General features: G+C 68.7%; 18 protein-coding genes, 1 tRNA gene and 1 pseudogene. 7 read left to right on the forward strand and 13 right to left on the reverse strand.

What is annotated here, in order from left to right; translation table 11 throughout:
* Positions 1 to 48: 48 nt before the first annotated feature.
* The 5 genes from P6144_RS12575 to P6144_RS12595 all read right to left on the reverse strand — a co-directional run bounded on the left by P6144_RS12575 (position 49) and on the right by P6144_RS12595 (position 3,621).
* On the reverse strand, positions 49 to 462 hold the full coding sequence (locus tag P6144_RS12575; protein ID WP_277768112.1) for a DUF6334 family protein: 414 nt from the start codon (positions 460 to 462) through the stop codon (positions 49 to 51).
* A gap of 49 nt (positions 463 to 511) precedes the next feature.
* Positions 512 to 835 carry a hypothetical protein gene (locus P6144_RS12580; RefSeq protein WP_277768113.1) on the reverse strand — a complete coding sequence of 108 codons (324 nt, stop codon included), beginning with the start codon at positions 833 to 835 and terminating at the stop codon, positions 512 to 514.
* Between the two features lie 122 nt (positions 836 to 957).
* Positions 958 to 2,265, reverse strand: coding sequence for a terminase family protein (locus P6144_RS12585; protein WP_277768114.1), 1,308 nt, complete (start codon positions 2,263 to 2,265; stop codon positions 958 to 960).
* Positions 2,255 to 2,713, reverse strand: a complete 459-nt coding sequence (locus P6144_RS12590) for a hypothetical protein (RefSeq protein ID WP_277768115.1) — start codon at positions 2,711 to 2,713, stop codon at positions 2,255 to 2,257. The genes P6144_RS12585 and P6144_RS12590 overlap by 11 nt, the downstream gene beginning before the upstream one ends.
* A gap of 185 nt (positions 2,714 to 2,898) precedes the next feature.
* Positions 2,899 to 3,621, reverse strand: a complete 723-nt coding sequence (locus tag P6144_RS12595; RefSeq protein ID WP_277768409.1) for a DUF1134 domain-containing protein — start codon at positions 3,619 to 3,621, stop codon at positions 2,899 to 2,901.
* Positions 3,622 to 3,822: 201 nt separating this feature from the next.
* Between P6144_RS12595 and P6144_RS12600 the strand changes: the two genes are divergently transcribed.
* From P6144_RS12600 to P6144_RS12610, 3 genes are all read left to right on the forward strand, one after another.
* Positions 3,823 to 3,912: transfer RNA gene (locus P6144_RS12600), tRNA-Ser, on the forward strand.
* A 141-nt stretch (positions 3,913 to 4,053) separates the two neighbouring features.
* Positions 4,054 to 4,854 carry a FadR/GntR family transcriptional regulator gene (locus P6144_RS12605; protein ID WP_277768116.1) on the forward strand — a complete coding sequence of 267 codons (801 nt, stop codon included), beginning with the start codon at positions 4,054 to 4,056 and terminating at the stop codon, positions 4,852 to 4,854.
* 133 nt (positions 4,855 to 4,987) lie between these two features.
* Positions 4,988 to 6,559, forward strand: a complete 1,572-nt coding sequence (locus tag P6144_RS12610; protein ID WP_277768117.1) for an aldehyde dehydrogenase (NADP(+)) — start codon at positions 4,988 to 4,990, stop codon at positions 6,557 to 6,559.
* Between the two features lie 134 nt (positions 6,560 to 6,693).
* Here P6144_RS12610 and P6144_RS12615 read toward each other — a convergent pair whose 3' ends face one another.
* The 4 genes from P6144_RS12615 to P6144_RS12630 are packed head-to-tail and all read right to left on the reverse strand — an operon-like array spanning position 6,694 to position 12,509.
* Positions 6,694 to 7,722: an aldose epimerase family protein gene (locus P6144_RS12615; protein ID WP_277768118.1), complete on the reverse strand. Its 1,029-nt coding sequence runs from the start codon at positions 7,720 to 7,722 to the stop codon at positions 6,694 to 6,696.
* Positions 7,719 to 10,181, reverse strand: a complete 2,463-nt coding sequence (locus tag P6144_RS12620; RefSeq protein WP_277768119.1) for a glycoside hydrolase family 3 protein — start codon at positions 10,179 to 10,181, stop codon at positions 7,719 to 7,721. The genes P6144_RS12615 and P6144_RS12620 overlap by 4 nt, the downstream gene beginning before the upstream one ends.
* Positions 10,182 to 10,224: 43 nt before the next feature.
* Positions 10,225 to 11,745: an ABC transporter permease/substrate-binding protein gene (locus tag P6144_RS12625; RefSeq protein ID WP_277768120.1), complete on the reverse strand. Its 1,521-nt coding sequence runs from the start codon at positions 11,743 to 11,745 to the stop codon at positions 10,225 to 10,227.
* Complete coding sequence (locus tag P6144_RS12630) at positions 11,742 to 12,509, reverse strand: ATP-binding cassette domain-containing protein (RefSeq protein ID WP_277768121.1); 768 nt, start codon at positions 12,507 to 12,509, stop codon at positions 11,742 to 11,744. The genes P6144_RS12625 and P6144_RS12630 overlap by 4 nt, the downstream gene beginning before the upstream one ends.
* Before the next feature lie 55 nt (positions 12,510 to 12,564).
* Here P6144_RS12630 and P6144_RS12635 point away from each other — a divergent pair, with 55 nt between their 5' ends.
* Positions 12,565 to 13,344, forward strand: coding sequence for an SDR family oxidoreductase (locus tag P6144_RS12635; protein WP_277768122.1), 780 nt, complete (start codon positions 12,565 to 12,567; stop codon positions 13,342 to 13,344).
* Positions 13,345 to 13,443: 99 nt separating this feature from the next.
* Here the strand turns inward: P6144_RS12635 and P6144_RS12640 are convergent.
* Positions 13,444 to 13,740 (reverse strand): annotated as a pseudogene (locus P6144_RS12640) (4a-hydroxytetrahydrobiopterin dehydratase); the annotation flags it as partial.
* A 38-nt stretch (positions 13,741 to 13,778) separates the two neighbouring features.
* Between P6144_RS12640 and P6144_RS12645 the strand changes: the two are divergent.
* The 3 genes from P6144_RS12645 (at position 13,779) to P6144_RS12655 (ending at position 15,482) form a co-directional block, all read left to right on the forward strand.
* On the forward strand, positions 13,779 to 14,171 hold the full coding sequence (locus P6144_RS12645) for a metallopeptidase family protein (RefSeq protein WP_277768123.1): 393 nt from the start codon (positions 13,779 to 13,781) through the stop codon (positions 14,169 to 14,171).
* A complete protein-coding gene (ccmA, locus tag P6144_RS12650; protein WP_277768124.1) occupies positions 14,168 to 14,734 on the forward strand; it encodes a heme ABC exporter ATP-binding protein CcmA in 567 nt (188 codons plus the stop codon). The genes P6144_RS12645 and ccmA overlap by 4 nt, the downstream gene beginning before the upstream one ends.
* A 109-nt stretch (positions 14,735 to 14,843) precedes the next feature.
* On the forward strand, positions 14,844 to 15,482 hold the full coding sequence (locus P6144_RS12655) for a heme exporter protein CcmB (RefSeq protein WP_277768125.1): 639 nt from the start codon (positions 14,844 to 14,846) through the stop codon (positions 15,480 to 15,482).
* A 303-nt stretch (positions 15,483 to 15,785) separates the two neighbouring features.
* Here the strand turns inward: P6144_RS12655 and P6144_RS12660 are convergent, their stop codons facing one another.
* From P6144_RS12660 to thrC, 3 genes are all read right to left on the reverse strand, one after another.
* Positions 15,786 to 16,082 (reverse strand): hypothetical protein, encoded by a 297-nt coding sequence (locus tag P6144_RS12660; RefSeq protein ID WP_277768126.1) that lies wholly within the window; start codon positions 16,080 to 16,082, stop codon positions 15,786 to 15,788.
* Positions 16,082 to 16,954 (reverse strand): class I SAM-dependent methyltransferase, encoded by an 873-nt coding sequence (locus P6144_RS12665; protein WP_277768127.1) that lies wholly within the window; start codon positions 16,952 to 16,954, stop codon positions 16,082 to 16,084. The genes P6144_RS12660 and P6144_RS12665 overlap by 1 nt, the downstream gene beginning before the upstream one ends.
* Positions 16,955 to 17,131: 177 nt before the next feature.
* On the reverse strand, positions 17,132 to 18,523 hold the full coding sequence (thrC, locus tag P6144_RS12670; protein ID WP_277768128.1) for a threonine synthase: 1,392 nt from the start codon (positions 18,521 to 18,523) through the stop codon (positions 17,132 to 17,134).
* Between the last annotated feature and the right edge of the window lie 101 nt (positions 18,524 to 18,624).

Below are 18,624 nucleotides of genomic sequence, written 5' to 3' on the forward strand. Positions count from 1 at the left end.
ATGCCGTGTCGCTTATGGTCCTTGGACCCGGGTCTCGCCGAGGCGCGCTCAGTGGATCGCGGTGATCCGTTTTATCTCGACTTGCGAGGCCACCCCGACAAAGCAGAATTGCGGCTCCAGCCCGTCGAAAGACAGCGTGAACATGTCGAGATAGCCCAGATAGTTGCGGCCGATCCAGCACCAGCCGAGCGTCGATCCGATCGCCTCCGCCAGCGCTGCCACCGGTTCCCACCGAGCGGTTGTAAGGGGCTTCCGGTCGTTCCGCGCCAGCGGCTCCTCATCCAGCAGCGCAATGATCTCGTCGCTATCCTCGTCGACGCGCAACACGATGGCTGTGCTGCCCAGCTGGATCGCGATCGCCCACCAGCCCGGTGCGCCATATCGGGTTTCACCCAGCACCGCAGTCACGGTATGGCCATGGACTGTCGCATAGTCGAACTGGAGCATGGTGCGATTGGTCATGCGGGCTTTCTATCGCACGCCCGCCTGGTGCCAAATCCCGCTTTACCGTTCATGGTCCGGTGCCCACGCATGCCTGCCCCGTGGCCAGCTCCGCCGGGGTCACGCGTCCATCGGCGTCGCAGTCGCGCGCCATATAGCCTGCGAGCAGTCCCGCACGCAGCAGGTCCAGCGGCGCGCCCTCGCCCGGCACGGCAGCGGCGACCAGCGCCGCCAATTCCGCACCGTCGAGCGCGCCGTCCTTGTCGGCATCGAAGCGCCCGATCACGGCGTTGCCTCCCGCCTGCAGCAACGCCGCTCCGCTGATCGCGCAGCCGCACAGGCTCAGTATCCCGGCAAGCGCGATCGCCTGCCGGGCCCAATTCGGTCCCGTCATGGTGGTTCTCCCGTTTTCTTCTGCCGTCATCCCCGCGCAGGCGGGGATCCAGGGTTACAAAGGACGGCGCTCTTTCGCTCTGGATCCCCGCCTTCGGGGATGACGGTGATGGGCAGCGGGCATTACAACCCCCGCACTGCAGCCCGTCGTCGCCGGCGCAGCATCAGTTCTGTCAGCGCCCAGACCAGTGCATCCGCCCGGTCCGGGGATCGTCCCGGCCCTTCATAGCCGCCGCCCAGCACCAGCCCGCACAGCTCGTCCTCCAGCGCCGGGAAACTGCCCAGATGCCGCACCTTGCCCGCTTCGTAGAGCAGGCTCACCGGCTCGGCGCGCGCCGCCTTGCCTTGGGACGCATGCACCAACGTCACCGGAAGCGCGGAGTCGGCGCCCAGCAGCACGCTCTTCACCATCGCACCGCCCTGGTTCTTCTCCGCCACCACCCGGTCGGCGCCGTGGCGCGCGGCGCAGGCGGCTACCGCGCGCGCCCAGCCCTCGGGTGTCGCACCCTGCACGCTTGCATCCTCCAGCACCCAGGCCTTGCCGTCGCGTCCCAGTCCCGCCGCCACGATCCCGCAGGCATCGCCGCCCACGCCCGCCGGCGGATCGACGCCGATCACCACGCGCGCCAGCGCCGGCGTTGCGTCTGCCCGGCATTGCTCGATCAGCGCGCGCGTCCACAGCGCGCCCAGCACGTCGTCGATCATCTCGCCGTCCAGCTCCTGCCGGCCCAGCCGGGTGCCGCCATATTCGGCGGTCATCGCCTCGATGAAGCTCGCCGGCAGCCAGGGATTACCTGCGCTCCGCCCCTGCGTTTCCTTCAGGCCTGGCAGCGCCATCACCTTGCGCATCAGCTTCACCGGGCGCGGGGTCGTCGTCACCAGGATCTGCGGCGCATCGCCCAGCCGCATGCCCAGCATCATATTGTCCCACGCCGTCTCGCCGCCGCGGCCCCATTTGGCCAGCTCGTCGCACCAGGCGAAATGATGCTCGGGCCCGCGCAGCCCTTCGGCGGCGCCCGCCGAATAGACATGCGCCCGCGCGCCGCTCGGAAAGATCAGTTCGCCGCTGCTGCGGCGCCACAGCATCTCCTCGTCCTCACGCGCGGCTGCCAGCAGTCCGCCCGCGCCTTCGATCATCACGCGCTCCACGTCCGCCTCGCTGCCGCTCACCAGCGCGATCCGTGCCTCCGGATTGGCGCGGGCGCGTGCGTGCACCCATTCGGCGCCGGCGCGTGTCTTGCCGAAGCCGCGGCCCGCGCGGATCAGCCAGATGCGCCATGCGCCTTTTGGCTCGAACTGGCCCTCATGTGCCCATTGCCACCAGCGCTCGGCATATTCGCGCTTCTGCGGCCCGCTCAGCCTGCGGATCGCCTTGGCGCGGTCCTCGGGCGGATAGGTCAGCAGGCGCTCGAACACATCCTCACTGCGCACCGCTTTTCTCCGCAGCCGCGCGCGCGCGGGCCCTGTCGATCGCATCCAGCTTTCGCAGGATTGCCGCATCGGTATCCTCGGGCCGCGCGCGCCGCAGTTTGGGGCCGCCCTTCCATTTGCCCTGCAGGCTGGTGCGGTGCAGGCCGAGCAGCCGGATCGCCTTCTCCACGTCGATCATGCGGCCATCGGCGCGCGCGATCGTGTCGCCGCCGCCGGCCAGCACATGGCCGAGCAGCTCGGTCTCCAGCATCTCGTATCCGACGAGCAGCGCCTTGTGCCATTCCTCGGCAAAGTCCTCGTCCTTGCGGCGCAGATGATAGACGCTCGGCGCCGTCATCCCGGCGAGTGCCGCCGCCTCGCGCACATTGCAGGTTCCCGCCAGGTGGTCGAGGAAAGTGTCGCGCTTGGTCTTGTTCCAGCGCACCCAGCGCCGCCTTTTCTTCTCCACGGCTCCTCTCCCGAAAAGAAAAAGGGCCGGTAGGCGTTGCCGCCCCGGCCCGACTCGCAATTCTTCAGCGTGCTCCACTTGTGCCACATCAGCGTGACGATGTCAAGCAAAAAGGGCCTATATGGTTCGTTGTAATATATGCGACCGGTTTCGTGGGAGCAGCATGAAGAGGGAAGGGCGCCCTTTTAGAAGGGCAGCCAGCGCTTCTTTTCGCTGAACTTCATATAGCCGGCGTTGACGCCCAGCCGCCAGCCGACGCCCAGTCGCACCGGGATCAGCACCACGTCGCCGCGGCGCAGGTACGAGGCGGAGAGTCCGCCGACGAAATAGGCGCGGCCTTCGCCCTGGGGGAAGCGCTTGTACAGTTCCTGGCTGTCGTAGAGGTTATAGACCAGCACGAACACCTTGTTGGCGTCGCCGCCCAGGTCGAAGCCGATCGACGGGCCGGTCCAATAGACCTTACGCTGGCCCTCGACCTTGTGGAACAGCATGCCCGCTCCGTAGCGCAGGCCCACGCCCACCGCGCCCGAGGCTTCGCTGCCGGCGATATAGCCGTTGGGCTGGCCCTGGTCCTTCAGGATGTCCTCGATCAGCTTGGCCAGGCCCGATGCGCCCTTGCCGAACACGCCCTCGGCTGCGCCGACCAGCTCGTCCTGGCGATAGGTGGTCGCCTGGTCGCGCGGCGCGCCGGCGGGGTTGTAGGGCGGCTGGCCGGGCTGCTGCTGCGGCTGGGCCGGATAGTTGTTGTCCTGCGGCGGGGGCGGCACGTCCTGCTGCTGCGCCGGGGTGGCATAGGGGTCCTTGGCCGGCGGGGGCGTGTTCAGGTCCGAATCGATCGCGGTGTTGGGGTCGATCGTCGTCATCTGCTGGGGCTGTTCCTGCTGGGCGGCGGCCGGCAGGGCGCTCATCCCAAGCGCGGCCACGGCCGCCGTCAGCACCAGATCACGAACGCGCATGGTCGAAATACCCCAGCCCAGCAGATGGTTCGTCTATAGGTGGCGCGGCTGTCGCGGCAATGAACGAGCGGCAAATTGAGTCGATTTCGCGTCAAGCTGGGCGTTGATTGCCGCGAAACCCCTGCTATAGGACCCCCCTTCAAGCCGTTGACCGGAGACGTGGGTGAGTGGCTGAAACCAACGCTTTGCTAAAGCGTCATACGGGAAACCGTATCGAGGGTTCGAATCCCTCCGTCTCCGCCATCATTCCAAGCCATTGAAATCATTGACCTCCTTTCCGGGGGAGGCACGCAAATCGGCGCTTTTGCGCGGGTGAGGTTTCCTACATCTCCAACGATTCGCGCAGGTCTTGGCAGTAGGGGGCAAAGCGCCTAGGCAGTGCGCATGCCCAGCTGGCAGAGCAAAGCGTCGATCCCGCGCACTGAGAAAAAGTCCCGGGCCCGCAAGCCGCGGCCGCGCTCGCTGCGTCTGCACGGCACGGTGGCGCGCACGCTCGGCATCCGGATCGTCTCCGGCCAGCTCGCCCCCGGCGAAATCCTCGAAGGCGAAATCGCCGCGAGCGAGCAGTTCAAGGTCTCGCGCACCGCCTATCGCGAGGCCATCCGGATCCTGGCGGCGAAGGGCCTCGTCCATTCGCGCCCCAAGATCGGCACGCAGGTGAGCCCGCGCCGCGAATGGCATCTGCTCGATCCCGACGTGCTCGCCTGGATCTTCGCCGGCGAGCCTGACGATGCGCTGATCGAGAGCCTGTTCGAGTTGCGCCGCATCGTCGAGCCCGACGCCGCGCGCCTGGCGGCGCTTCGCCGCACGCCTGAGCAGCTCGCCCGCATGCAGGAAGGGTTGGCGGGGGTTGATCGGCATGGATTCGATTCCGAGGAGGGGCGGTGCTGCGACGAGGCCTTTCATTCGGCTTTGCTCGAGGCTTCCGGCAATGATTTCATCATTTCGCTGACCAGCGGCGTCGCTGCCGCGATCGAGCTGACCACGGCGTTCAAGCAGCAGCATCTGCCCGCGCCGCACGATGCGCTGCCGGTGCACCTGGCAGTGCTCGAGGCGATCGAGGTGCAGGATGCCGAGCGCGCCCATGCCGCCATGGCCCGGCTCGTCGAGCGCGGCTTCGCCGACACGATGGAAGCGCGCAAACCCATTGGCGGCCAGGTACCGCGCCTGCGCATTTCCTGCTGAAGCGCGCGCGCTTCCGATCCCCTCGCACCGCAACTTCGGGGGCATCGCCAATTGCAATTTGCCATGGCGCTGCCTAAGTGCCCCTCGGGCAATGTTACCGCTAACTTTTAGAACGCACGACAGGAGAGCAGGCATGGCGCTGACCGGCGAATTGTTCATTGCATCGAAGCGCGTCGGCCATGACGGGCCGGGCTTCCAGGCCGTGGCCGCCTCCACCGGCACGCCGCTGGAGCCGAGCTTCACCCTGGCCACCAAGGCGGATGTCGAGGCTGCCACCGCTGCCGCCGAGGCTGCCTTCCCGGTCTATTCCGCCCTGCCGCGCGAGCAGCGCGCCGCCTTCCTCGAAGCGATCGCCGACGAAATCGACGCGCTGGGCGAGACGCTCACCGAGCGCGCGATGCAGGAAAGCGGCCTGCCGCACGCCCGCCTCACCGGCGAGCGCGGCCGTACCTCGGGCCAGCTGCGCCTGTTCGCCAAGGAGCTGCGTCTCGGCGAATATCTGCGCGCGCGCATCGACCACGCGATCCCCGATCGCCAGCCCGCGCCCAAGCCCGATCTGCGCCTGCGCATGATCCCGCTCGGTCCGGTCGCGGTGTTCGGCGCCTCGAACTTCCCGCTCGCCTTCTCGGTCGCCGGTGGCGACACTGCCTCGGCGCTGGCGGCGGGCTGCCCGGTGATCGTGAAGGGCCATTCGGCGCATCCGGGTACTTCGGAGCTGGTCGCCGGGGCGATCCAGCGCGCCGTGGCCAAGACGGGCATGCCCGAAGGCGTGTTCTCGCTGATCAACGGCGCCGGCAACGAGGTCGGCTCGGCGCTGGTCAGCCATCCGGTCATCAAGGCGGTGGGCTTCACCGGGTCGCGCGGCGGCGGCACGGCATTGATGAAGCTGGCCGCGAGCCGTCCGGTGCCGATCCCGGTCTATGCCGAGATGAGCAGCATCAACCCGGTGTTCCTGCTCCCTGCCGCGCTCGAAGCGCGCGCCGAGGCGCTGGGCAAGGCCTATATCGGCAGCCTGACCATGGGTGCCGGCCAGTTCTGCACCAATCCCGGCCTCGTCCTGGCGCTGGACAGCCCTGCGCTTGACCGCTTCCTTGCAGCGGCGACCGAGGCGGTGTCGGGCGCTGCGGCGCAGACCATGCTCACCCCGGGCATCCTCAAGGCCTATGAGAACGGCGTCGCCCGCTGGGCCTCGGCGCCGGGCCTGAAGCAGGTCGCGCGGGGCCAGGAAGGCTCGGCCAGTTGCGGCCGCGCCGCGCTGTTCGAGATGACCGGCGCCGACTTCATCGCCGATCCGAGCCATGCCGAGGAAGTCTTCGGCGCGGCCTCGCTGTTGGTGCGCTGTGCCGATCTCGACGAGCTGCTCAAGGTCGTCTCGCTGCTCGAAGGCCAGCTCACCGCGACGCTGCATCTCGACGATGCCGACACCGAAGTCGCGGCAAAGCTGCTGCCGATCCTCGAGCGGCTCGCCGGGCGCATCCTCGCCAATGGCTGGCCGACCGGCGTCGAAGTCACCGATGCGCAGGTTCATGGCGGCCCGTTCCCTTCGACGGCGGACGGCCGCAGCACTTCGGTCGGCACCCTGGCGATCGATCGCTTCCTGCGTCCGGTCGCCTATCAGGACCTGCCGGCGGCGCTGCTCCCGGCCGAGCTGCGCGACGGCGATGCCGGCGTCCCGCGCCGCATCGACGGCAAGCCGACGCTCTGAGGTTACTTCCCCTCCCTGCAAGGGAGGGGAGTGAGGGGTGGGTCGGGTCCGGGCGATACGGATGCGCCAAGCGTGACGGCTGCCGTATCGCGGTCAACCACCCACCCCCAGCCCCTCCCTTGCAGGGAGGGGGGCTAAGAAGCGAAAGCGTCGTCCGCGCTCTCGGCCGTCCGGAAGCGGAAGGCGATGTCGTGGCGATAGAGCTGGCCCGGATCGAGCCGCGGCGAGGGGAAGCCCGGCTGGTTCGGGCTGTCGGGGAATTTCTGCGGCTCCAGGCACAGGCCGTCGCGCGCCGCATAGACGCGACCACTCGTTCCCGGCGCGCCGCCGGCCAGGTGGTTGCCCGAATAGAATTGCAGGCCTGGCTCGCTCGAATGGAGATCGAGCACGCGTCCTGATGCAGGATCGAACAGCGTCGCCACCAGCCGCACTGCGCTGTCCGCGCCTTCGACCACGAAATTATGGTCATAGCCCTGGCCGATGCGAAGCTGCTCGTCGTCCGCGTCGATCCGCTCGCCGATCCGCCGGGGCGTGCGGAAATCGAAGGGCGTGTCGGCAATCGCTCTCAATGCACCCGTCGGGATCAGCCCGGCGTCCACCGGCGTGGTCCAGTGCGCCGGGATGCGCAGCACATGATCGAGGATGTTGGAGCCGCTCGCTTCGCCGGCCAGGTTGAAATAGGCGTGGTTGGTCAGGTTCACGACCGTCGGCGCATCGGTCGTCGCGGTCAGCAGGATGGCCAGGCCGTCCTCTTCCAGCCGGTAGCGCGCTTCGACCGTCAGCGTGCCCGGAAAGCCGTTGTGGCCGGCCGCGCTGACATGGCGGAAAGTCACGGCGTCCTCGGTCAGCGCCACTACGTCCCAAAGCTGCTGGTCGAGCCCGAGCGGGCCCGAATGCAGGCTGTTCGCACCGTCATTCGCGGTGATCGCATGCTCGACCCCGTCGAGCGCGAAACGCGCGCCGCCGATCCGGTTGGCATAGCGCCCGGTCACTGCGCCGTAGAAGCGCGGCGGCCCGCGATAGTCTTCGAGATCGGCGAACCCCAGCACCACATTGGCGCGGTTGCCGTTCCGGTCGGGAACCTGCAGCACGCGCAGCGCCGCGCCGAGCGTGATCAGCTCGGCGCGATAGGGGCCACGCGCGATCGCAACCGTTTCGATCACTTGCTGCCGGGACAGGTCGAGTTGGCGGGATCGGAGACGATGCGGACATCGGCCAGGCTGAAGGCGAGCGGGGCCGCTGCCTGCACCACGAACGGCGCACCGACCGCATTCATGTCGGCGCCATTCTGCTGATAGCATTTGAGCAGGATTTTCGCCGTGCGCCAGGTGCCGGTCTCGCCGGTGAACAGGCTGGTCGCATCGAAGCCTCCGCTATCCCCCATCGTCAACCTCACCGGTCCCGTCGCTGCGCTGTCGAGCCTGTAGAGGATCTGGAGCGACAGGTCGCCATTGGTTTCGCGCGAAAGATTGATCGGTGCGCCGCCGCCGATGCTCAGCCGCGCCGGGCCCTCGGTCCAGCGCAGCTGCTGCGCGCCTTCCTGCGTCTGCGGCCCGTCGATCGGCGCGCGGGTGATCCTGGATTCGGTGGCGAAGGAGAAGGGCTTGGGCGTCACGCCCTTGGCGAAATAGACGCTGGTGTTGAGCGAAGAGGCGTCGAAGCCGGGCTCCTCGCTCAGCGCCGCGACCGTGCCCGGCTTTGCGTAGCGCAGCCCGTATCCCAGCGCGAACAGCGGATCATATCCAGGCTTGCCCTTGTTGAGCGTGAACTGCGCGGCAGTTTTGGGCCAGCTGAACGAGAGCGTGCCGGTGAAGTCGCGGCGCGGCTTGCCGGCCTTGTCGCCGATCAGCACGTCCGCCACGCCAGCGCCCTCGCTGCCCGGCAGCCAGGCGGCGACGAACGCGTCCGACGCGTTGATCTCCGGGTTCACCCAGAGCGGCCGGCCCGAGAGGAACACCGACACGGTCGGCACGCCTGCCGCCTTCAGCTTCCGGAGCGTCGCCAGCGCCTGCTTGTCGCCCGGCTGGAATTCGAGCGTGGCGATGTCGCCGCGCATCTCGGCATAGGGCTGCTCGCCGAACACCACGATCGCGACATCGGGCTTGGCGGCGAAGCTGCCGTCCGCCGACAGTGTCGCGGTGCCGCCGCCCGCCTTCACTGCCTCGGCAATGCCCGAGAAGATCGTCTGGCCGTTGGGGAACATCCCGTTGTCGTTGCCGTCGCCCTGCCAGCTCAGCGTCCAGCCGCCGGTCTGCTGCGCCATCGAGTCCGCTCCCGAACCGGTCACCAGGACCTTCGCGGAAGCCTTGATCGGCAGCACGCCCTGGTTCTTGAGCAGCACCAGCGACTTGGCCACCGCTTCGCGCGCGATCGCGCGGTGTTCGGCATTCCCCATCACCCCGGCCTTGCCTTCATAGGGCCGCGCAGGATCGAACAGCCCCAGCCTGGCCTTCACGCGCAGGATGCGACGCACGGCATCGTCGATGCGCGACATCGGGATCGTGCCGGCCTTCACATGCGCCACGGTGCTTTCGAACAGGCCCTTCCAGCCGTCCGGCGCCATCGCCATGTCGAGTCCGGCGTTGAAGGTCTGCGGGCAATCGGTGGTGGTGCAGCCCGGCACCTGCCCATGGCCGTTCCAGTCGCCGACGACAAAGCCTTCGAAGCCCATCCGGCCCTTCAGCACGTCGGTGAGCAGCGACTTGTTGCCGTGCATCTTGGCACCGTTCCAGCTCGAGAAACTCGCCATTACGGTGAGCGTGCCTGCGTCGATCGCGGGGACATAGCCCTGGGCGTGGATCGCGATCAGCTCGTCCTCGCCGATCTGCGCATCGCCCTGGTCGACACCGCCCAGCGTGCCGCCATCGCCCAGGAAATGCTTGGCCGATGCCGCGACCAGGCCCTGCTGGATCCGGTTCTTCGTGTCCGGCTCGCCCTGCAGCCCGCGGACCATCTCGCCGGCATAGGCGCGCACCACCGCGGGGTCTTCCGAATAGCCTTCATAGGCACGGCCCCAGCGATCGTCCTGCGGCACGGTCAGCGTCGGGCCGAATGCCCATTCGGGGCCGGTCGCGGCGGTTTCCTCGGCAGTCGCCTTGCCGATGCGGCGCATCAGCGCGGGATCGTGCATCGCGCCCAGCCCGACATTGTGCGGGAAGATCGTCGCGCCGACGACGTTGCTGTTGCCATGCACCGCGTCGATGCCGAAGATCAGCGGGATCGGCGCATGCTTGCCGCGCGGCTCCATCGCCACCTTGCGGAACGCCTCCGAAGTTGCGACCCAGGCGGCCTGGGGCGAGCGGTCGGGCGCGCCGAGCGGCGGCGAGCTACCGCCGGCCAGGATCGAGCCGAGCGGATATTGGCGCAGCTCCTCGGGCTTGATCGCGCCGATGTCCGCCTGGATCATCTGGCCGACCTTCTCCTCCAGCGTCATTGTCGCCATCAGCTCGGTGATGAATGCTTCGGTCGCGGGATCGATCAGCCCCTGCGACCTGGCAGCCGGCCACTTCTCGGGGTGCGCGACATTGGATCCCGACAGCGCTGTCGGCGCGTGCTGCGCAAATGCGGGCGATGCGGCCCAGATCATCGTGGTCGACAGCAACAGCTTCAGGCCAGGCCGCATTTCACTCTCCTCGTTCTTATATTCTGGTAGCGATAACAGAAATTCAGCGGGCAAGTCCACGCTCGAGCCAGGTTGCTGCTTCGTCGGGACTTGCCTTGTTACTGTCGCGATCCACCATGTAATTGGCCTCGCGCATCCGCTCTACGCTGATAGCGCCGACCAGGGGCTTGAGCGCGGCCTGGAAGCGCAGATCATCGACCCTGCCGGGGGCGAGCAGCAGGATTGCATCATAGCCGGGGATCGCGCCCTTGGGGTCGCGCAGCACCGCGAGCTTGTCTGCCGCGATCCGCCCATCGGAGGAGAAGGCGGGGATCACGTCGGCGGTGCCGCTGGTCAGCGCGCGGTACATGAAGGTCGGCTGATAGGGATGGGCGGACTTGAAGCTCAGCCCATAGGCTTTCTTCACCGCCGCCCATTCGGGCCGCTCGAGGAACTCGACATCGGTCGCCAGGTTCAGGCTGCCCGCGATCGGCGCCAGATCGGCGATCGAGGCGATCCCGCGCTTCCTCGCATCGTCGCCGCGCATCGCGAAGGCATAGGCGTTCTCGAAGCCGAGGCTGCCGAGCAGGGTGACCTTGCGCGTGTCCCGCGCCCATTTGGCGACGCCGGAGACGATCGCGTCGCGCGGCGGCACGTCGCTGCGCCGCATCTCGTTGGTCCAGATCGTACCTGAATAGTCGACATAGACGTCGATATCGCCGCTCGCGAGTGCGCTGAACGCCACCGCCGATCCCAGCCCCTCGCGGTAGCGCACCTGATATCCCGCCGCCTGCAGCCGGTGCCCGATCAGCCGGGCGAGGATGTACTGCTCGGAAAAGCCCTTGGCGCCGATCGTCACGGTGCCGCGCGCCGCGGGCAGCGCCGGCACCAGCGCGACGGCGACCGCCACCAGCAACGTGCCCAGGCTCGCCCAGACCAGCGCGCGCCGGCGCTTCGAGATGCCGAACTCGGCCAGCCCCAGCAGCCCGTCCACGGCGAGCGCCAGCGCCGCGGCGGCGACGCAGCCGGTCAGCACCAGCGACCAGTTCTGCGTCTGGAGCCCGGCGAAGATCAGGTCGCCCAGGCTCGGCTGGCCGACCGTGGTGGAGAGCGTCGCCGCGCCGATCGTCCAGACCGCGGCGGTGCGGATGCCTGCCATTAGCACCGGCAGCACCAGCGGCGCCTCGACCAGTCGCAGCTTCTGCCACGCAGTCATGCCGACGCCGTCCGCCGCCTCGATCACGGCGGGGTCGATCGTCGCCAGCCCGGTCACGCCGTTCCGCAGGATCGGCAGCAGCGCATAGAGCGACAGCGCGAGCAGCGACGGCAGGAAGCCCAGCGCGGGGATGCCGCCGCCGACCAGCGTCGAGAGCGAGAGCAGGATCGGGTAGAAGAGCGCGAGCAAGGCCAGGCTCGGGATGGTCTGCACCAGGCTGGCGAACCCCAGCGCGATCCTGCCCAGGAACCGGTTTCGCGCGGAGAGGATCGCCAGGGGCAGCGCGATCGCCAGCCCCAGCAGCAATGCCGCCAGCGCCAGCAGCAGATGCTGGGCCAGCAGCTCGGGCACGCGCGCGAGGCCGCTCATTTCTCCAGCTCCGCCAGCCGGTGCGCCTGTTCGCGCGGCACCGCGACCAGCGCGTCCGCCGCCGGCCCGCCCTTGCCGGCGAGCAGGTCGCGCGGTGCCGCATCGGCGACGATCCGGCCCTTCTCCATCACCAGCACCCGGTCGGCGAGCAGCAGCGCCTCGGCCATGTCGTGGGTGACGAGGATCGTGGTCAGTCCCATCCGGTCGTGCAGCGCGCGGATCGCCTTGCCCAGCCCGTCGCGCGTCACCGGATCGAGCGCGCCGAACGGTTCGTCCATCAGCAATATGCCCGGCCCCGTCGCCAGTGCGCGCGCCACGCCGACACGCTGGCGCTGGCCGCCCGAAAGTGCATCGGGCATCCGCGCCGCCATCTCGGGCGAAAGCTCGACCAGGTCGAGCAGCTCGGCCACTCGCCCGCTATTGTCCCTCTCGCCGGCCAGCCGCAGCCCGATCGCGACATTCTCGCCCACCGCCATGTGCGGGAACAGCCCGACATTCTGGAAGACATAGCCGATCCGCCGCCGCAGTTCGGGTGCCGGCCCCGCGTCCACGGGTACGCCGCCCACCAGCACCAGGCCTTCGCTCGGCGCGATCAGCCGGTTGACCATCTTGAGCAATGTCGACTTGCCCGATCCCGAGGCACCGACCAGCGCGACGAAGCTGCCCGCCGCCACCTCCAGCGACACGCGGTCCACGGCCTTCACGCCCCCCGGCCAGACCTTGCTGACATTTTTGAAGGTAACGGAGCGGCTTTGCTCTGGCATCGTGCGCGTTTGTGCGGGATGAAGTGGCAAAGGTCAAAAGAACAGGAGAGGCGGAATGGCCAGGGCGGCATTCATCACCGGCGGCGCTTCGGGCATCGGACTGGCAGTTGCGAAGAGCCTGGCGGCGGACGGCTGGCTACTCGGCCTTGCCGATGTCAATGCGGCGGGACTGGACGCGGCCAGGGCGGAGATCCCCGGCGCCCAGACCTATACCATGGATGTGCGCGACCGCGATGCCTGGCAGGCGGCGCTCGCCGATTTTGCCGGCAAGAGCGGCGGCCGGCTCGATTTCCTGTTCAACAATGCCGGCATCGCCGTCGGCGGGCAGCTCGAGACGATGACCGATGCCGATATCGATCGCGGCCTGTCGATCAACATCAACGGCGTGGTCAACGGCGCCCGCGCCGCGCACGCCCTGCTCAAGGCGACGCCCGGCTCGGCGATGATCATCACCAGCTCGGCGGCCGGTATCTCGGGCAATGCCGGCATGGCGATCTACAGCGCCGGCAAGTTCGCGATGCGTGGTTTTGCCGAGGCGCTCAACGCCGAATGGGGGCATGAGGGCATCTATGTCGGCTCGCTGATGCCGAGCTTCATCGACACGCCGCTGCTCAACCATGTGACGCAGGACTCGAACCGCAACGTGCGCGAATCGGTGACCGCGGCGGGGCTTGAGATCACGCCGGTCGAGGAAGTGGTGAAGACCGTCCGCCACATGCTCGATATCCGCCGCGACGTGCACACCCGCGTCGGCAAGACCGCGCATCGGCTGTGGTTCATGCAGCGCTGGCTGCCCGGCACGCTGCGCAAGCTCCAGGGCCGCGCGTTCAAGTAACGCGCCTTCACGCGGCACCGGCCCGCTCCCCCACCCGGCCACCCAACGCCAGTATTCTATGGGTGGTCGGGTGGGGGAGCGGACCGGTGCGGAAACAAATTAAAGCAGCGCGTCGATCGCCTGCGCCATCTGGATGTCGCGGGTGGAGAGCCCGCCGGCATCGTGCGTGGTCAGCAGGATTTCGACCTTGTTCCACACGTTCGACCATTCGGGGTGATGGTCCGATTTCTCGGCGATCAGCGCCACGCGGGTCATGAAGCCGAAGGCCTGGTTGAAGTCCTTGAACGCGAACTTGCGGGTGATCGCGTCGCGCCCGGGCTCCCAGGTCCAGCCGGGCAGCGCCGCGAGCGATTCCTCGCGAAGTCCGTCGGTCAACCGCGCCACCATCACTGCCTCCTTGCCGTAGCTCCGTTCCCCGGCCTATTCCCGGCGACATGACCGGGCAAGCCCCAGACGCCGCCGCGATCGAGCGCCTTGCCCGCGCCGCGCTCGCGCGCATCCCCGAGCCCTTCCAGAACTATCTCGCCGATATCGTGCTGGTGGTCGAGGATTTCGCCGATGACGAGACGCTCGACGAAGTGGGCATCGAGGACCCGTTCGACCTGACCGGCCTCTATCGCGGCCGCCCGGTCGGCGAGAAATCGGCCTGGGACGGCGTGACCATGCCCGACGAGATTCATCTCTATCGTCGCCCGCTGCTCGACGAATGGGTGCATAGCGGCGTCACGCTCGAAGCGTTGATCACGCATGTCGTGGTGCACGAGGTCGGCCATCATTTCGGGCTTTCCGACGACGACATGCATGCGCTGGAGGACAGCGCCGAGTGAGCGGCCTCGCGCTTCGCGGGGTGGCGTGCATCCGCGCCGGGCGGCTGCTGTTCGAAGGGCTCGACCTTGCGCTCGCACCCGGCGAGGCCGCCCTGGTCACCGGCCCCAACGGCGCCGGCAAGTCGAGCCTGATCCGCATCGCCGCCGGCCTGCTCGCACCTGCTGCCGGCCGGGTCGAATGCGATGCCACGCGCGCACTGATGGCCGAGGCGCCGGCACTCGATCCCGAGCAGTCGCTCGGCGCGGCGCTGCGCTTCTGGGCCGGGCTCGACGGGCGGCGCGCAGCCGTGGCCGAAGCGCTCGCGGCGGTCGGCATGGCCGACATCGCGCCGGTGCCGGTCCGGCTGCTTTCCACCGGCCAGCGCCGCCGTGCCGCGCTCGCGCGGGTGGTGGCGAGCGGCGCTCCGGTCTGGCTGCTCGACGAGCCGGCCAATGGGTTGGATGTCGCGTCGGTGGCGCTGCTCGAGGGGCTGATCGCCCGCCACCGTGCCGTGGGCGGCATCGCGCTGGTGGCCACGCACCTGCCGATCACGCTGCCGGACGCGCGCGAGGTGGCGCTGTGAGCGCGCCCAACTCCGTTCGCCCTGAGCTTGTCGAAGGGCTGCACTTCTTCCGTTGCACAAGCAGAGCGGTGCTTCGACAAGCTCAGCACGAACGGGGAGAGGGTTGGTCATGAGCCCATATCTCTCAGTCGTCTGGCGCGAGCTTCGCCGTGCCTGGAGTACCGGCGGGCTCGCCTTGCCCGTCGTCTTCTTCCTGCTCGTCGCGATCCTGTTCCCCTTCGCGGTCGGGCCCGATGCGGAGCTGCTCGCGCGGATCGCGCCGGGCGTGATCTGGGCGGCGGCGCTGCTCGCCGCGCTGCTCCCGGTCGAGCGGCTGGTGGCGCCCGATCTGGAGAGCGGCGTGCTAGATCAGCTGGCGGTGCGCGGGCTGCCCGATGCCGGGGTCGCCGCCGCCAAGGTCGCCGGGCACTGGCTGGGCTTTGCGCCGGCGCTGCTGGCGGCCACGGTGATCGCTTCGGGCCTGCTCCAGCTTCCCGGTGACGCATTGGTGCCGCTGCTGCTCGCGCTGCTGATCGGCACGCCGGGACTGGCGGCGCTCGGCGTCGCCACCGCCGCGCTGGTTGCCGGGCTGCGCGGGGCCGGGGCGCTGGCCGGGCTGGTGATGCTGCCCTTCGCCGTGCCGCTGCTGATCTTCGGCGCCACCGCTGATCAGCCCGGCGCGCTCAAGCTGCTCGGCGCGGTGAGCCTGTTGCTGGTCGCGGGCTGCCCGTTCGTGGCGGGCGCGGCGGTGCGGATGGGGCGGAGCTAGCTGTTCCTACAGCAGCGCGCCGGTCGACTCGGCAAAGGACACGAAGGTCACGCCAGGAGCGGCTTTTCGCGGGCCTTAGGGTGACACAGTTCCCGCAAACGCGCCGCATCTCGCAACATCCTTGCGCGCAGGTGATCCTATCTTTCCAACAAGGCAAAGAGCGGCCCGAAGGCAGGCAAGCCGAGCAGGTGAAATCCTACATTGCAAGCCCATCGTCATCCCGGCGAAAGCCGGGATCTCAGGCAATGGCGCGGGGAAGGAGCCGCACGAGATCCCGGCTTTCGCCGGGATGACGGCTATTGGTCACGCCTCGGGCGGCAGCTCGTCGCCGTACACGACCATTGCCGAACCATCCGCCAGCGCATCGGTGGCCGCGGCGCGCAGCACCGGGTCTTCGGTCGCGCCCGGATCGGCGACTTCCATGCCCTTTTCCAGCCGCACCAGCATCCAGCCGGTACCGAGCGCGACCCCGGCAGCCTTGGCCTGGGCTTCCTCGAAGCTGTCGGCCGAGACATAGATCAGCATCGCGTGGCGCCCGCCGGGCCGGCGGCCCTCGACGGTGTCGGCAACTGCGGTGGCGAGGAATACCGAGAGGCCCATCAGTCGCGGCTCCAGCGCGCGAAGATCGCGGTCGGCAGCTCGAGCCCGCGCGCTTCCTCGCGCACCGCCAGCTCGCCGCACTCCACCTTGCCGGGCAGGTGCGAGACATGCTGGCGGAGCAGCTCGCCGATCGCCAGGGCGGACATGCGCACGGCATAGACGGTGAGGAACAGGAAGCGCGAATTGGCGTCGAGCAGCCGGCAAGTGTCGGCGATCAGGCCGGGCAGGCCTTCCTCCAGCTTCCACACCTCGCCGTTCGGGCCGCGGCCCCATTTGGGCGGATCGAGGATGATCCCGTCATAGCGCCGCCCGCGCCGCACCTCGCGCGCAGTGAACTTGCCGGCATCGTCGATCATCCAGCGGATCGGCAGGTCTTCCATGCCCGACAGCGCGGCATTGGCCTTGCCCTCCGCCACCGACTTCTTCGAGGCATCGACATGGGTGACCTTCGCGCCCTTTGCCGCCAGCGCGAGGCTGCCGACGCCGGTATAGCCGAACAGGTTCATGCACTCGGGCGCCTCCATCCCGTCGATCTGCGCGCGCATCCAGTGCCAGACCGGCGACATGTCGGGGAAGAAGGCTAGGTGGCGGAAGGGGGTGTTCTGCGCAGTGAAGCGCACTTCCTCCCAGGCGAGCGGCCAGCCGCCCTGCGGCACCGGCTTGGTGAAGTTCCAGCGGCCGCCGCCATCCTCGTCCGCGCCGGGGACGAATTCTCCATGCGCGTCCCAATTCTCGGACGCGGGCGCCCACATCGCCTGGGGCTCGGGGCGGATGAAGCGATATTTGCCGTAGCGCTCGAGCTTGCGGCCATGGCCGCTGTCGACCAGCCCGTAATCGGCCCAGGGCTCGCCGGTGAGAGTGATCAGGTCCATGGGGGGTCTCTTAGACGGGGAGGAGGGCGCCGTCATCCACCGCAATTCCTCTCCCGGAGGGAGAGGGGGACCGCCGCCGAAGGCGGTGGTGGAGAGGGAACGCGCCAAGCGACCCGCCTGTGGCAGGCCCCCTCCACCAGCTTCGCTGGTCCCCCTCCCCCTCCGGGGGAGGAATTATCAAGTGCGCGGCTTGGCCCGCTCGGCGATGTAATCCCGCACGGCGTCGAGCGTGCCCGGCAGCACGTCGTAGCGCTCCTGCCGGTCGAACAGGTCGCCGACGCGCGTCGGCAGCGCCGGCCGCATGCCGGTGGCGCGCTCGACTGCGTCGGCGAACTTGGCGGGGTGCGCCGTTGCCAGCGTGACGACGGGCACATCGGCGGGGAGGTCTGCCCGGCGCGCGGCGGCGAGGCCGATCGCGCTGTGCGGATCGATCACCTGCGCCGCTTCGGCCGCGGCCCAGCGCATCGCCTCGTTCATCTCCTCGGGCGTGATCCGGTCGCTGGCGAAGATCTTCGCCGCGCCTTCGCGCTGCGCGTTGGTCAGGCGCATTGCCTTGCTCGCTTCGAAGCCGGCCATCTGCTCGGCGACGCTGCCGCCGGCGAGGTCGGAGAGCAGCCGCTCGAAGTTCGAGCTCACCTGGATGTCCATGCTCGGCGCCGCGGTCGGCGTCACGGTGCCGGCCGAATAGTCGCCGCTCGAAAGCGCGCGGTGGAGGATGTCGTTGACGTTGGTTGCGACCACCAGCCGCTCGACCGGCAGGCCCATCTTCGCCGCGACATAGCCGGCGAAGACATCGCCGAAATTGCCGGTCGGCACCGCAAAGGCGACCTTCTGCGCCGGGCTGCCCAAGCGGACGGCGGCGTAGAAATAATAGACCACCTGCGCCATCAGCCGGGCCCAGTTGATCGAGTTGACCGCGCTCAGCCGGAAGCGGGTGGAGAAGTCGGCGTCGTTGAACAGCGCCTTCACCATCGCCTGGGCATCGTCGAAGCTGCCCTCGATCGCGATGTTGTGGACGTTGGGCGCCAGCACCGTGGTCATCTGGCGGCGCTGCACGTCGGACACGCGGCCCTTGGGGTGGAGCATGAAGATGTCGACGCCGTGCCGGCCGGCGACTGCGTCGATCGCGGCGCTGCCGGTGTCGCCCGAGGTCGCGCCGACGATGGTCAGCGGCTCGCTGCTGCCGGTCAGGAACTTCTCGAAGAGCAGGCCGAGCAGCTGGAGCGCGACGTCCTTGAAGGCGAGCGTGGGGCCGTGGAACAGCTCGAGCAGGAAGTGGCGATGGTCGAGCTGGACCAGCGGGGTCACCGCGGCCTGCGAGAAGCGGCCATAGGCCTGCTCGCACAGCGCGCGCAGATCGGCCTCGCTCAGGTCGTCGCCGGTGAACGGCGCCATCACCCGCACGGCGGTCTCGACATAGGAAAGGCCCTTCAGGGCTTCGATGTCTTCGTGGCTGAAGCGCGGCCATTCGGCCGGCACATAGAGTCCGCCGTCGCTGGCCAGGCCGGCAAGGGTCACGTCTCGGAAGCCAAGCAGCGGCGCGCTGCCACGGGTGCTCTGGTATCGCATGAGGGCGGGGCCTAGCGGGGAGCGGGGAGGCGGACAAGATAGGCTATGTTTAGGATAGCCATTGCGCGCCTCCCCAGCGTCCTGCGGTTGGCAATTCACCC

This window comes from Sphingomonas sp. HITSZ_GF, from assembly GCF_029543155.1.
In the GTDB taxonomy this organism is placed as follows: Bacteria; Pseudomonadota; Alphaproteobacteria; order Sphingomonadales; family Sphingomonadaceae; genus Sphingomonas.